The following is a 12,722-nucleotide window of genomic DNA, read 5'->3' as shown; positions in this document are numbered from 1 at the left end:
GGCGACATAGCCAAGTGGTAAGGCAGAGGTCTGCAAAACCTTTACTCCCCAGTTCAAATCTGGGTGTCGCCTCCATATTAGTACTCATAGCTCAGCTGGATAGAGTGTCTGACTACGAATCAGAAGGTCGGGGGTTCGAATCCCTCTGGGTACACCAAACAAATTAAAAATGCTCAATTATGCGAAAGCGAATTTTGTACTAAAACAGATTTAGCCAATTTTTAGCCAATTGGTTTTAAAATCTACTTGAATAGCGAGTTCAAGGACTGTACATGATTCGCTTTTGTGCTTTCTAAAACATGAGTATATATTTCTGTAGTTTTTATGGAACTATGACCTAACAAACGGAACACTGGTTAATAAAGGTGTTCCGTTTGTTATTAATCGAGTAGCATAGGTCTGCCTTGAAGCGTGAAATTTTTTATAAGGTATGTCTATTTTTTTGAGCTTTATTTCATTATTTAATTAAGTTCCTGCTACCAATATAACTCATGATAACCTCTTTTCCTGCGCAGGCAGACAATCAACAGTACCTATAAATTATACCGGAAAAAATTTAAAAATATACATAATATATGTTCCTTGCAATATACAATCAAAAATATGTGCATAACTTATTTCTAGTCAAATAGAAATTACTCTTGCAAAATTACTCTTGCAGTATGGAATTTAGTTTTTCATTTAACCCCTAAAATTCTTTATCATTTTCCCTTTGTTTTTTAGAAATATCTCCTATTTTCATATGCAGAACATACGTTCCTTGCAAGATTAAAAAAATTTTTCATAGACAGCTAGAGGGTCAAAATAAATTATATGATTATTGAATTGATAATAAAGACCATATTTCTCTTTATAATAACTCAATACATTTTCTAAGTATTCTTCCGTGACATTTATGTATTCAGCTAACTCATATTTATTTCTAATACCGTATTTTGAAGCGTCTATCAATTTTTGAATACTAACAATTCTTTCATATCCCCAAGCTCGTGCTTTTCTTTCTTGTTTTCTGTTTGGAACCTTAGATTGATCTATGATGTTGCCAAAACTAGTGTAATGATGTCCTAATTCTTCTGCTAATATACATTTTTTTTCTATAGTAGTTTTTAAGTTAGAATTAAGAGTTATTGTATTATCTACATACAATCCTTTCATTCCAACTATACGATTGTTCTCCAATATTTCTATTCCCTCATTCTCTGCTTCTAAAACCAACTCTTCATATGTCATAAAAAATCCCCCTTATTATTGCTTATTTCTTTCTTCTAGACAATAGAAATTGAATATAATCATTCAATTGTTTTTCTTCTTCTTCTGTAAGCTTTACTTTATCTAAGTGAGCAGCTATAGTAGCAGGCTTGTTTTTTTCCATTATCTCACCTTTTGCCATCTCTTCCATTTCCTCGACAGTTATTCCTAAGGTTTTACATATTTTGATTACATTATCTACAGAAGCTTTTCCCACTCCTCTTTCCAATATTGAATATAAAGTGGTGTACGGTATGTCTGCTTTTTCTGCAAAAGCCTTAATACTACCTGTATCTTCAATTAACTTTTTTAATACTTTAGCTTTTTTCACAAAATGTTCCTCCTCAATCTATACGATGTTTCGTATCAAGTAATTACATATTACATTATTCTACTTTAAATGTAAAGCAAGAATATTCGCAATTCCAAATTTTTATAAGAAAAAGCTATTGACACAATATGCAGTTGCGAATATAATGAAAACACACAATACGCAATTGCATAAAAGAAGGAGGTGAGTTTATGTACAGAGACTTAGAAGCTGTACAAGCTGGTAGAAGATTTTCATAGAAACAAGAACTAGGAATAATAAAATAATTACAAGGACATTTGCAGAATGGCTCAATAAATTGATAGAAGAAAATAGAATTATATAAATAAGGTAGGAAGTACGAAACAGGATATTGTCCTAAGCGCAAAAGATTTATTACTAGATGCGAGGAGCATAAGGTTGGGGAAGTCAAAATAACAAGGTAAGGAGGGTTACGAAATGAAAATAAAAGACAAATATTATGAAAATATAGAAGGATTACTCTATAACTATAATATGCTTAAAATAAATATTGAAATAGCAGATAAACAGCTAGAAGAACTTAAAAATGAAGATGGAATGACAGCGATAAGCTATGATGGAATACAAACAAGTGCTACAAATAAAATTAGCAGTATGACAGAGATCGTAGCAGAGAGAAATATTGCAAAAGAAGAATTAATTATCAAGAGGAAAGAAAAGCTATTAGAGAAACTAAACAAATTAGATAGATTATTAGAAGAATTAAAAGAAACAGAGCAAAAGATAGTGAGTATGTATTACATAGAAGGATGGCAATGGTGGCAAATAGCATATGAGGTTAAATATAGTGAAAGACATTGCAAAAGAATAAGGACAGAAGCTATAAGAAAACTGGCAGTTGGATTATATGGAGAGAAAGTACTTGAGAAAGAAGTTATGTAATCATGTCCCACTTATGTCCCCTTTCTAGTGAAAAAATATAGTATTATGATATTAGGCAGATATCAGTTCAGGTTCACAAAAAAATTAATTAAGATAGTATACTGCATTTTATTAGGACTAGGGTTGCTTTACTTAGTCCTTTTCTAGTTTTTGAATATATGGAATAGAGGTGAGAAATTTTTTAAAGTAGATGATATGTACAGAGTATAAAGAACAAGAGCCTAGGACTGACATCGGCCAATAAAGAGTATGGAGGGATATAAATGGATTAGTAAAAAAGAAAAATTTTAAAACACAGAAATAGAGAAGACAAAGACTAATGAAAGAGTAGACAAATTAATAAGGTAAAACATAAACATCTAATTACTAAAGATAAGTACAATTAAGTAATAGAAACTAAAATATAGCTTGAAATTTAAGCAAGGAAAGAGATAAACAACAGAGTTTAAGAAAGAAGTTAAGGGGGTGAATAGAAAATATGATAAATAGCATTAAGCAGTCTATAATAAATAAACTGTTAAAATTATATCCAGAATATACAATCTATGATGAAAATGTTCCTGAAAATTTCGAGAAAAAATCATTTTTAATTAAACTCATAGATCAGAAGTACAATAAGCGGTTGAATAGCAAATATAAAAGCATAATTTCTTTTGATGTGGCTTATTTCAGCGATAAATCGACTACAGAGATAAAATCAGATTGCTTAGAAGTACAACTAAATTTAATTAGGACATTTGATTTGATAGGAACTTACAGAGCTTTAAATAAACAAGCTACAATAACAGACAATGTACTGCATTTTAAATTTGACATAAATTATTCAGAGATTAGGCGAGAGGAAGAAATTAAAATGCAGACACAACAAACAACAACTAATATTTAGGAGAATGGAGGATTATCATGGGAGGAACATGGACAAGTCAAAATAAAATCTTACCTGGTGCTTACATTAATTTTTTAACAAATGCTCCACTATCTATTACCCCAGGTGATAGAGGAATAGTGGTATTGCTTCAAGAAATGAGTGTAGGAGCAAAAGGAGAAATGTATAAGATTAGTACTACTGATACAAGTAAATATCCAGAAGGTACTACATCTACAGATAAATTGCTTGCAAATGAAGTTTTAAAAGGTGCAAAGACAGTTATTATTTATAATTTAGGCGAAGTAGCTCATACAGAAGCAGAGATTACAGTTGCATTAAATACATTGAAAACTGAAATATTTAATACTCTTTGCTACCCATATGATGATGAAGCATATGAATCTAATAAGCTTGCTATAGCTACATGGATTAAAGCTATGAGAGATGATGAGGGTATTAAATCTCAAGTGGTTTTAGCTAATTACAAAGGTGACTATGAAGGTGTTATCAATGTAACTCATGGAGTTAAATTTGCAGATGGGGTAATACTAACGCCAGCTCAAGCTACTGCATGGGTTGCCGGGGTTACAGCAGGGGCAAACATCAACCAGTCTAACACTGGAAGAAAATATTTAGGTGCTATTGATGTAGTACCTAGAATGACTAAGTCAGAAATGGAGACAGCTATTACTGCAGGAGAATTCATTTTTAAAGTTGACACAGCTCAAAATGTTACAGCAGTATATGACGTTAACTCTTTAACGACTGTTACAGCAGATAAAGGGAAACAATTTGCTAAAAATAGAGTGATTAGAACTATTGACGGAATCAATAATGATATTGTTGAGATATTTGAATCTAGTTATGTTGGTAAAATAAATAATAATGGTGATGGTAGGTCCTTATTAAGGGCAACGCTAATTGAATATTTCAATGAGTTGCAGAGATTAAATGCAATTCAAAACTTTATACCGGAAGATGTTACAGTTAATCAAGGAATAGATTCGGATGCGGTTGTTATTGATTGTTATATCCAACCAGTAGATAGTGTTGAGAAAATGTATATTACAGTTAATTTATCATAAAGAAGGAGGGTGACATATGGATAATTATACAAGATTGTCTGATACAATATCCTCTAAAGAGGGTAAAGCTTTTATTACAATAGAGGGCTCTAATAGAGAGTTGTTTGAGATTTCTAATATAAAGGCTCAACTAGACTTAGTTATTCAATCTAGAAGAATGTTAGGCCATAGAATGACACAGCACAAGGTTGTAGGAGCAGAAGGGACAGGCTCTATGACAATGTATTTCATGAATAGTGACATGCTAAGACTTGCAATTAAATATATCAAGAAGGGCTACTATGGAGGGCTAAAACTACAGATCAAGAACTTTGACGAACAATCAACCATAGGTACTCAGGAAGTTGTACTACTCAATGTCCTATTAAAGACAATTCCTGTGGCTGTTCTTGACGATCAATCAGATGATCCTATTACTATTGATACTGATTTTACCTTTGACAGCTTAGAAGGACTAAGTTATTTTAATTTACCAGAGAATTATAGATAAGGAGCAGGTTTTCACCTGCTCCTCTCAATATTAAATGGAGGGATATTTTATGAGTTCATTAAAAGCATTTTTAAATCCAATAGAAGTAGAAAATAAAGAGATCATAGTTTCAAATAGGTTTATGGAAGAGGGCAAACCAGTACCGTTTACTATCAAGCCGATAACACAAAAAGAAAACGAGCAGTTTATTAAGAAATATACGAAGAAAGATAAGAAGGGTGTTGAAACATTTAACAAAACTGAATATGTGCAGGCATTAACAGCAAGTGCAGTTGTATTTCCTGACCTAACGAACTCAGAATTGCAAAAAATATATGGATTGGGGGAAGCTGAATGCCTCAAAAATATGTTGCTAATTGGTGAATATGCACTATTAGCACAAGAAGTTCAAACTCTAAGTGGTCTTGATTATGATATTAATGAGGATATCGAAGAAGTAAAAAACGAATAAAGCAAGGTGATGCAGAGTTTAATTTAGCTCACTTTGCTTTACAGAAACTACGAATACTTCCTTCTACGTTTACAAATATGGATGATAAGGAAAAAGCATTTATATATGGAAGCATTCAAATCAGAATAGAGGAGGAAAAGAAACAGGCAAAGAAAATCAGAACGAAGGGGGGAAGAGGATAGTGGCAACTTTAGAAGCTATGTTTAAGATGTTCAATGGTTATATATCTAAGATTGAGAAGATTAACAAAAGCTTTAAAGAATTGAAAAAAGGTACGGATTTTATAGATGGGTTTATGAATACCAATGCAAGACTTGGTTCTATAAATGATGGTTTGCAGACTCAAGCTGAACTCCAAGATAAAGTATTTGCTGCTGCAAATAGGTCAAGAGGGGCCTATGTTAATATGGCTAGTGCAATATCAGAAATGGGGATATTAGCAGAAGATGCATTTAGTTCTAACGATGAACTGATAGCTTTTATGGAATTAGCACAAAAATCTTTCAAAATTAGCGATGCAAGTCCAACCGAACAATCTTCTGCCTTATCACAATTAACACAGGCAATGTCTACAGGAGCGTTTCAAGGTGACGGATTTAGCTCTATTTTGGACAATGCTCCTGTGATTGCTGAGGCAATTGCCAAATATACAGGTCTGTCTAAGGATGAATTAAAATCAATGTCAGTAGACGGACTGATAACATCAGACATAATTAAAAATGCTATGTTTGCAATGAGTAAAGATATAAACGGAAGATTTGAGGATGTGTCAATAACTTTCGCAGATATATGGAATCGAATCAAAAATGGTGGGTTAAAAGCATTTAGACCTATTATTGAAGAAGTCAATAAGTTAATTGAAACTGAAGGATTTGAAAATTTTGTTAATGGCTTAATTACTGGCTTTAACAGGGTATCACAGGTAGCAGGCTTTTTAATTAATATAATATCTAGCATAGGCTCTTTCTTTACTAATAATTGGAGTATAATAGAACCTTTACTCTGGGGTATTATAGGCGCATTGGTAGTATATAATGCGACAAGTGGCATAGCTTATTTAAACACTTTAAAAATGTTAGGAGCAAAAATGTTAAAGGTAGCAGCAGACTGGTTAGAATATGCAGCAATATTTGCATTAATCTTAGTACAGGACGGACTTAATGCAGCGCTTGCAGCATGTCCAATTACTTGGATTATAATCGCAGTTATTGCATTGATAGCGATATTTTATGCAGCAGTAGCAGCAGTAAATAAGTTTGCTGGCACAAGTATATCAGCAACAGGGATTATTGCAGGTGCATTTATGGTTGCATTAGCTTTTGTTGGAAATTTATTTGTAGGCTTATGGAACTTGATTGCTGATTTGATAGTTAATATTTGGAATGGATATGCAAATGTTGCCGAATTTCTTGCCAACGTATTTAATGATCCAATAGGTTCAATTGTAAGATTATTTGCAGGAATGGCTGATACTGTCCTTGGAATTTTAGAGGGTATTGCTTCAGTAATTGATACATTATTTGGTTCTAATTTAGCAAGCTCAATTAGCGGATGGAGAAGTGGGCTTCAGGGGATAGTAGATAATTTAGTTGGCGAAGCTGAAATAAAAGTTCCAAGAATGGATTCGTCATCCATGCATCTCGATAGATTTGAATATGGCACAGCATGGGATATTGGGTATAGTGCTGGTGAAAGTTTTCAAAATAAATTTAGTTTCAATAATCTTTTTGATGGTATTTCTGATTTAGGTACAATAGACAATAATCTTTATGATAATATTTCTGATTTAGATACAATAGATAATAATAATCCATTGATAGTAGAAGGTACAGGAAACAATAAAGCAGTTGAGGTAGATATGTCAGATGAAGATTTAAAATATTTAAGAGATATAGCAGAAAGAGAATATATAAACAAATTTAGTGCAGCAACACTAGCTCCTAATATTCAAGTAACTTTTGGTGATGTACATGAAAATGCAGATGCTGATAAGGTGGCAGGAAGAATAAGAAAGATATTGCAGGAAGAAATAGCAACGGCAGCAGAGGGGGTGTATGCTTGATGAGTAATTATGCTATATTTTTTGACTACAATAACAGAACATATAGGCTTCCCACTAATCCTGAACAAATTAAAACTAAAGTAGTACAAGCAAATCAAAAGTATGAGATTCTAAAACTTGGTCAAATATTAATCCCTACACATGTAGAGCTTGCAGAATATAGTTTTGAGTGTGAGCTTCCTCATGAGCCTTTACATTATGTTGAAACTGCAAATGGTTTTAAAGATGCTGATTACTATATTGATCTTTTTAAGAAATTGAGAGAAGAGCTAAAACCCATTAGGTTTATAGCTAGCAATGGAATAGGCGATGATATAAACACTCTAGTGTTAATTGAGGACTTGGAAATAAATGAAAAGGCTGGAGAAGAAGGAGATAAATATATTAGCTTTGGTTTAATTGAATATAGACCCTATGGTAAAAAGTCAGTAGTTGTTACAACTCCTACTTCAAAAGGAATATTAGCTACAGTAAAAAAAGAAGAGCCTACACAGCAGGTTAATCCTAAGAGCACTGGTTCATATGTTGTACAATCTGGAGACAGTCTATGGGCTATAGCTAAAAAATACTATGGTGATGGTAATCAATATCCTAAAATTGCAAATGCCAATAAAGATAAGATTAAGAATCCTAGCTTAATTTATCCGGGTCAAAAGTTGGTGATACCTGTATGATGGAGTTCTTAGTTGATATTGATGGAAAAATATATGAGATTAGCGAGCTTGTAACGTCAATTTCTTGGAATGATCGCCTAAATGACGGATGTAGTAAACTTGAGTTTTCTTACATCGATGATGATTTAATCATAGAAAATGGCAGTACAGTAAGCTTTAAGTACAATGATGTAAAAATGTTTTATGGTGTTGTATTCAATGTCGGAATGAATAAGAGCAAAGAAATTAAGGTTACAGCATATGACCAACTGAGATACTGTAAAGCTAAAGATACTTTTGCCTCTGGTCGTGCCACAGTAACAACACTTGTAAATAGAATGTGTAACTATTTTGGATTGTTAAAAGGAGCACTCAATGATACAAAATATATATTAGCTACAGATGTATATGATAATATGACATGGCTTGATATTATATATTCTGCTATCTCTAAGACATTGCAGAATACAGGTAGGTTTTATGCTTTACGTGATGAATTTGGAGCTATATCTATTCGTGACATTGAAGAACTAAAGCTAAATTTGATTTTAGGAGATGAGAGTTTTGTATATGATTTTGATTATGGTAAGTCCATTGACGATGGCTTCTATAATTTGATTAGGATACAAGATAAAAACAACGCTCAATTTATTGAAGTCGAGGACAAAAAGTCTATTAATAGATATGGACTATTGCAATACTTCAATGTAGCAAGTGAAAAAATGAACGCTTCGCAAATCAAGTCAATGGCCGATACACTTTTGAAACTATACAATCAGGAAGTAGAGAGTTTAACCCTTAAATGCTTAGGGGATACAAGAGTAAGAGCTGGAAGTAGTTTTTATGGACAGATAGAAGATATAGAGCTTAATAAAAGACTTATAGTTCGTTCTGCTACTCATGAGTTTATGCCAGTCCATACTATGAGCTTAGAGGTGATGTTATGATAAATGAAATAAAAACTATAGTTCAAAATTACCTTAATAATGCGAAATTAACTAGCTTAATGGTTGGTACAGTAGCGGCTGATGGTATTAAAATAAGTGCTAAATTAACTATTCCAAACGAGCTTATAGTTGGCAACCTCAAAAGAACAATACAATTAGGTAATAAGGTGAGGCTTCTAAGAAATCATGGGGGGCAGCAATTTTACATCCTGGAGGTGGTTGTTGAATGATACCAAAAGGCTCAATTAATACAGAACTAGAAGTAACAGAAGATGTAGAAACTACTAGGACATATAAAATTACAAGGAACAAAATACAAGGCATAACTGATGAAATAGAGGCGTTAAAGCAAGCTATATATAAGGTGCTAAATACTGAAAAGTATGAGCATCCAGTATATGGCTTTTCTTATGGGATTGAACTTGAAAGCCTTATAGGTAAAGATTCTACTTATGCGCAAATAGAGCTAAAAAGAAGAATACAAGAATGCTTACTTCAAGATAACAGAATTGAAAGTGTAGATAATTTTAAATTTGAAGCTAAAGGTGATGAAATGATATGTACTTTTGATGTACAAAGTATCTATGGTGAAGTTGAGATAAATAAGGAGGTGAACATCTAATGTTTGAAAATATGACTTATGAAAATATACTAAGCAATATGCTTAGAAGAGTTACAAGTGATGTAGATAAAAGAGAGGGTTCTGTATTATATGATGCTTTAGCTCCTTGTGCTTTTCAATTAGCTCAAACCTATTTCAAGCTAAATCACTTTATTGACTTAGTTAGTGGAGATACAGCGGTAGGTGAGTACCTAGATAGGGTAGTTGCTGACTATGGAATTACAAGAAAGCCTGCAACATATGCAGCGAGAAAAATATCAACTACTGGTCCCATATCAATTGGTACTAGATGGGGATTGAATGATACAACTTATATTATCACTGAAAAGATATCAGATACAGAATACAAAGCACAATGTGAACAGTTAGGAGAGATAGGCAATCAATACGCTGGAACTCTTGAAAATATTGATAATGTCAATGGAGTAACTGCAATTCTTACAGATATAATTATTTCAGGAATAGATGGGGAGACAGATGATAATCTAAGAACAAGGTTTTATAATCAGATACAAGCTCCATCAACTTCTGGCAATGCTGATAATTATGTGCAATGGGCACTTGAAGTTCCTGGAGTGGGAGATGTTAAAGTATTTCCTTTGTGGGATGGCAATGGTACTGTAAAAGTGATTATAGTTGATAGTAATATGGAAATAGATGAAACATTAGAACAAACTGTATATGATTATATTGAGACTGTAAGACCAATAGGTGCAACAGTAACGGTAGATAGTCCTATAAGTAAAGAAATAAATGTAACAGCTGATATAGTACTGGATGGTACAAAGCTAATAACTGATGTTATAACAGAGTTTACCAAAGTATTCACAGCGTACCTTAAAGAAATTGTATTTGAAACTTACAGTGTGAGTTATGCAAGAATAGGAAGTATTTTGTTATCTACTCCAGGGGTGTCGGATTACTCAAATTTACTTGTAAATAATGATACTGCGAATATTATGATACTAGATACCGAAATGCCTATTACTGGCACTGTAAAGCTTACGGAGGTGATATAGTTGGACTTTATGACTTTACTACCTGACTATTATAAGGGCAATTTGACAATGGAAGAATTGCAGAGCATTTTAAGTACTGATATAAACAGCTTTGCAAGCAGTTTAAATAAAACTATAGATCAGTGTTTTGTAAATACCGCTACTGCTTTACTAAGCAGATATGAAAAAATATATGGTATAGAAGTTGATGTAAGTAAAAGCGATGAATTTAGACGTGAGAGAATTAGAGCAAAAATTAGAGGAACCGGTACAGTAACAAAACAAATGATTGTTGATGTTGCTAAATCTTATTCCAATGGAGAGGTAGAAGTAATAGAAGATAATGAGAACTATAGTTTTAGGATAAAATTCGTAGGTACTTTAGGAGTACCAGCTAACATGGCAGACTTGACCTTAACCATTGAAGAAATTAAGCCTGCACATCTTAGTTTTACATTTGAGTACGTATATCGTACACATGCAGAACTAAGTCATTATACACATGCACAACTAAGTGCATACACACATGCTCAGCTTAGGGAAGGAGTGATAAGTTAATATGGCTATTCAAACACCTAATTATAATTTGAAAAAACCTGTAGGAAATGAATTTTATAATATTGAAGATGCTAATGCAAATATGGATATAATAGATGAAGCCTTAAAAGTGATAAATGATAAAACTAGTAATATAGAGGTTCCTGTCACATCTGTAAATACTAAAACAGGAGACATTGTTTTAAAAGCAATTGATATAAAAGCTAGTGACGATAAAACAGTAGAAGAAAAATTAGCAGAAAATTCTACGCAAATGGCTGAGTTAGAGACAAAAAAAATAGATAAGACAGCTATAAGCGATAGTGTAACTTCTACTAGTTCTACAACTGTAGCAAGTTCAAAATCAGTAAAGACAGTAAATGATAGTCTTGCAACTGGTCTTGCTACTAAAATTAATAAGCCTGCAAGTGCTCTTACTAATAATATAGCTATTTTTAATGCTAGTAAAGATGTAATAGATAGTGGAAAGAAAATAACTGATTTTGCAGGCTCGAATGTAGGGTATGTATCTGGATATTATACTGGTGATGGTCAAACTGAAAGGATTATTAATTTAGGTTTTACTCCTGTGGCTGTATTAGTTGTAGAATGTGAAGACCCATTTTATACTAGATCGGCTGGTGGGTTTGCTGTAACGGGTTCTCCTTCGAATTATTCTGGAACAAAACTAGTTTTAGAAATAGTTGCCAATGGCTTTAAAGTTTTTCAAGAATCGGGTTCAGGATATCGCCCACAATCAAATGCTGCTAATAAGAGGTATAACTATATAGCTTACTTTTAATTTAAATAAGGGGTGGTAGTATGTTAAATATAAGAACACGACAAGACGGACTAGTCACAACTGTTGAATATCCTTCAATTCCTTCTAAAATAAATGACAAAGATATTATATTAGAAAACATAGAAAATGAAGAATTAGAAAGAGCAGTGTTGGATAGTACAGTAGATGTAAAAATATTAGACTTTGAAACGTTAGAATTTGAAACAATACAAAAACCTGTTAAACCATTAGGGCCTACTCTAGAAGAAAAAATAAATTTACAGATAGCACAAAATACAGCAGAAACATTAGAAGTTATTGCAATATTAAATGAAATGCAGAGAATAGAACAAGCTCAAAGTAGTGCAGAATTGATAGAGTTGATAATTTCACTCCAAGGAGGAATGTAAATATGTTATTTACACCAGAAAGCAGAATAGTACAGGATTATGTTTTATTAATAAAAAAAGAATTGAAAACTTATAACGAAGTTCCTGATTTGTTTAATTTGCGTGAGGTAGTTCAGCAATGTTTAGAACAATAAGAAATATAATAAAATTTGTGAAGGAGGTAATAGCTATGACATTTAAACCTGATTCAGCTATAGTTAGAAGCTATGTGATTTTAATACTAGCAGAAAGAATGACATATGAACAAGTGCCTAATCTGTTTAATTTAAGAACAGCAGTTCAAGAAGCATTAATAGACTAACCAAGGCTTTAACGAACAATTTTAAACCCGAGAAG

At 32.5% G+C, this 12,722-nt stretch carries 18 protein-coding genes and 2 tRNA genes; 18 read left to right on the top strand and 2 right to left on the bottom strand.

Going from position 1 to position 12,722, the window contains the following annotated elements; genetic code table 11:
* Together QO263_RS14875 and QO263_RS14870 are read left to right on the top strand one after the other, a co-directional pair.
* A tRNA-Cys gene (locus QO263_RS14875) sits at positions 1 to 75 on the top strand.
* A 5-nt stretch (positions 76 to 80) separates the two neighbouring features.
* Positions 81 to 157, top strand: a tRNA-Arg gene (locus tag QO263_RS14870).
* A 611-nt stretch (positions 158 to 768) separates the two neighbouring features.
* Here QO263_RS14870 and QO263_RS14865 read toward each other — a convergent pair.
* Positions 769 to 1,230 carry an ImmA/IrrE family metallo-endopeptidase gene (locus tag QO263_RS14865; RefSeq protein WP_285623035.1) on the bottom strand — a complete coding sequence of 154 codons (462 nt, stop codon included), beginning with the start codon at positions 1,228 to 1,230 and terminating at the stop codon, positions 769 to 771.
* 22 nt (positions 1,231 to 1,252) lie between these two features.
* Positions 1,253 to 1,579, bottom strand: coding sequence for a helix-turn-helix domain-containing protein (locus tag QO263_RS14860; RefSeq protein WP_285623033.1), 327 nt, complete (start codon positions 1,577 to 1,579; stop codon positions 1,253 to 1,255).
* A gap of 438 nt (positions 1,580 to 2,017) precedes the next feature.
* On the opposite strand from QO263_RS14860, the gene QO263_RS14855 reads away from it, so the two are divergent.
* From QO263_RS14855 to QO263_RS14780, 16 genes are all read left to right on the top strand, one after another.
* Positions 2,018 to 2,482 (top strand): DUF722 domain-containing protein, encoded by a 465-nt coding sequence (locus QO263_RS14855; RefSeq protein WP_285623031.1) that lies wholly within the window; start codon positions 2,018 to 2,020, stop codon positions 2,480 to 2,482.
* A gap of 478 nt (positions 2,483 to 2,960) precedes the next feature.
* A complete protein-coding gene (locus QO263_RS14850; RefSeq protein ID WP_285623028.1) occupies positions 2,961 to 3,368 on the top strand; it encodes a phage tail terminator family protein in 408 nt (135 codons plus the stop codon).
* Between the two features lie 17 nt (positions 3,369 to 3,385).
* The gene (locus tag QO263_RS14845; protein WP_285623025.1) at positions 3,386 to 4,435 is read left to right on the top strand and encodes a phage tail sheath C-terminal domain-containing protein; all 1,050 of its coding nucleotides are present in this window, start codon (positions 3,386 to 3,388) and stop codon (positions 4,433 to 4,435) included.
* A gap of 16 nt (positions 4,436 to 4,451) precedes the next feature.
* Positions 4,452 to 4,925 carry a phage tail tube protein gene (locus tag QO263_RS14840; protein ID WP_285623022.1) on the top strand — a complete coding sequence of 158 codons (474 nt, stop codon included), beginning with the start codon at positions 4,452 to 4,454 and terminating at the stop codon, positions 4,923 to 4,925.
* A 49-nt stretch (positions 4,926 to 4,974) separates the two neighbouring features.
* Complete coding sequence (locus QO263_RS14835) at positions 4,975 to 5,376, top strand: phage tail assembly chaperone (protein WP_285623018.1); 402 nt, start codon at positions 4,975 to 4,977, stop codon at positions 5,374 to 5,376.
* Between the two features lie 181 nt (positions 5,377 to 5,557).
* On the top strand, positions 5,558 to 7,438 hold the full coding sequence (locus tag QO263_RS14830; protein ID WP_285623015.1) for a tape measure protein: 1,881 nt from the start codon (positions 5,558 to 5,560) through the stop codon (positions 7,436 to 7,438).
* Positions 7,438 to 8,112, top strand: coding sequence for a LysM peptidoglycan-binding domain-containing protein (locus QO263_RS14825; RefSeq protein WP_285623012.1), 675 nt, complete (start codon positions 7,438 to 7,440; stop codon positions 8,110 to 8,112). Before QO263_RS14830 ends, QO263_RS14825 begins: the two co-directional genes overlap by 1 nt.
* Positions 8,109 to 9,038 (top strand): XkdQ/YqbQ family protein, encoded by a 930-nt coding sequence (locus tag QO263_RS14820; protein WP_285623009.1) that lies wholly within the window; start codon positions 8,109 to 8,111, stop codon positions 9,036 to 9,038. The genes QO263_RS14825 and QO263_RS14820 overlap by 4 nt, the downstream gene beginning before the upstream one ends.
* Positions 9,035 to 9,268, top strand: coding sequence for a DNA helicase (locus tag QO263_RS14815; protein WP_285623006.1), 234 nt, complete (start codon positions 9,035 to 9,037; stop codon positions 9,266 to 9,268). Before QO263_RS14820 ends, QO263_RS14815 begins: the two co-directional genes overlap by 4 nt.
* Positions 9,265 to 9,660: a DUF2634 domain-containing protein gene (locus QO263_RS14810; protein ID WP_285623004.1), complete on the top strand. Its 396-nt coding sequence runs from the start codon at positions 9,265 to 9,267 to the stop codon at positions 9,658 to 9,660. The genes QO263_RS14815 and QO263_RS14810 overlap by 4 nt, the downstream gene beginning before the upstream one ends.
* Positions 9,660 to 10,679: a baseplate J/gp47 family protein gene (locus QO263_RS14805; RefSeq protein ID WP_285623002.1), complete on the top strand. Its 1,020-nt coding sequence runs from the start codon at positions 9,660 to 9,662 to the stop codon at positions 10,677 to 10,679. The genes QO263_RS14810 and QO263_RS14805 overlap by 1 nt, the downstream gene beginning before the upstream one ends.
* 9 nt (positions 10,680 to 10,688) lie before the next feature.
* A complete protein-coding gene (locus tag QO263_RS14800; RefSeq protein WP_285629327.1) occupies positions 10,689 to 11,216 on the top strand; it encodes a putative phage tail protein in 528 nt (175 codons plus the stop codon).
* Position 11,217: 1 nt separating this feature from the next.
* Entirely contained in the window at positions 11,218 to 11,997 is a 780-nt protein-coding gene (locus QO263_RS14795; protein ID WP_285623000.1) for a hypothetical protein, read from the top strand.
* A gap of 20 nt (positions 11,998 to 12,017) precedes the next feature.
* Positions 12,018 to 12,386 carry a hypothetical protein gene (locus tag QO263_RS14790; RefSeq protein WP_285622998.1) on the top strand — a complete coding sequence of 123 codons (369 nt, stop codon included), beginning with the start codon at positions 12,018 to 12,020 and terminating at the stop codon, positions 12,384 to 12,386.
* A 2-nt stretch (positions 12,387 to 12,388) separates the two neighbouring features.
* On the top strand, positions 12,389 to 12,520 hold the full coding sequence (locus QO263_RS14785) for a hypothetical protein (protein ID WP_285622996.1): 132 nt from the start codon (positions 12,389 to 12,391) through the stop codon (positions 12,518 to 12,520).
* 35 nt (positions 12,521 to 12,555) lie between these two features.
* On the top strand, positions 12,556 to 12,687 hold the full coding sequence (locus QO263_RS14780; protein WP_285622994.1) for a CD1375 family protein: 132 nt from the start codon (positions 12,556 to 12,558) through the stop codon (positions 12,685 to 12,687).
* Positions 12,688 to 12,722 lie beyond the last annotated feature (35 nt).

It is taken from the genome of Proteiniborus sp. MB09-C3, assembly GCF_030263895.1.
Taxonomy (GTDB): Bacteria; Bacillota; Clostridia; order Tissierellales; family Proteiniboraceae; genus Proteiniborus.
This window is presented reverse-complemented; position numbering and strand designations above follow the sequence as displayed.

What these genes read in the sequence shown, in the direction of transcription:
- QO263_RS14865 (WP_285623035.1), bottom strand. Translation starts at nt 1,230, where the DNA reads ATGACATATGAAGAGTTGGTTTTAGAAGCAGAGAATGAGGGAATAGAA.
- QO263_RS14855 (WP_285623031.1), top strand. Translation starts at nt 2,018, where the DNA reads ATGAAAATAAAAGACAAATATTATGAAAATATAGAAGGATTACTCTAT.
- QO263_RS14850 (WP_285623028.1), top strand. Translation starts at nt 2,961, where the DNA reads ATGATAAATAGCATTAAGCAGTCTATAATAAATAAACTGTTAAAATTA.
- QO263_RS14845 (WP_285623025.1), top strand. Translation starts at nt 3,386, where the DNA reads ATGGGAGGAACATGGACAAGTCAAAATAAAATCTTACCTGGTGCTTAC.
- QO263_RS14840 (WP_285623022.1), top strand. Translation starts at nt 4,452, where the DNA reads ATGGATAATTATACAAGATTGTCTGATACAATATCCTCTAAAGAGGGT.
- QO263_RS14835 (WP_285623018.1), top strand. Translation starts at nt 4,975, where the DNA reads ATGAGTTCATTAAAAGCATTTTTAAATCCAATAGAAGTAGAAAATAAA.
- QO263_RS14825 (WP_285623012.1), top strand. Translation starts at nt 7,438, where the DNA reads ATGAGTAATTATGCTATATTTTTTGACTACAATAACAGAACATATAGG.
- QO263_RS14820 (WP_285623009.1), top strand. Translation starts at nt 8,109, where the DNA reads ATGATGGAGTTCTTAGTTGATATTGATGGAAAAATATATGAGATTAGC.
- QO263_RS14815 (WP_285623006.1), top strand. Translation starts at nt 9,035, where the DNA reads ATGATAAATGAAATAAAAACTATAGTTCAAAATTACCTTAATAATGCG.
- QO263_RS14810 (WP_285623004.1), top strand. Translation starts at nt 9,265, where the DNA reads ATGATACCAAAAGGCTCAATTAATACAGAACTAGAAGTAACAGAAGAT.
- QO263_RS14805 (WP_285623002.1), top strand. Translation starts at nt 9,660, where the DNA reads ATGTTTGAAAATATGACTTATGAAAATATACTAAGCAATATGCTTAGA.
- QO263_RS14800 (WP_285629327.1), top strand. Translation starts at nt 10,689, where the DNA reads ATGACTTTACTACCTGACTATTATAAGGGCAATTTGACAATGGAAGAA.
- QO263_RS14795 (WP_285623000.1), top strand. Translation starts at nt 11,218, where the DNA reads ATGGCTATTCAAACACCTAATTATAATTTGAAAAAACCTGTAGGAAAT.
- QO263_RS14790 (WP_285622998.1), top strand. Translation starts at nt 12,018, where the DNA reads ATGTTAAATATAAGAACACGACAAGACGGACTAGTCACAACTGTTGAA.
- QO263_RS14785 (WP_285622996.1), top strand. Translation starts at nt 12,389, where the DNA reads ATGTTATTTACACCAGAAAGCAGAATAGTACAGGATTATGTTTTATTA.
- QO263_RS14780 (WP_285622994.1), top strand. Translation starts at nt 12,556, where the DNA reads ATGACATTTAAACCTGATTCAGCTATAGTTAGAAGCTATGTGATTTTA.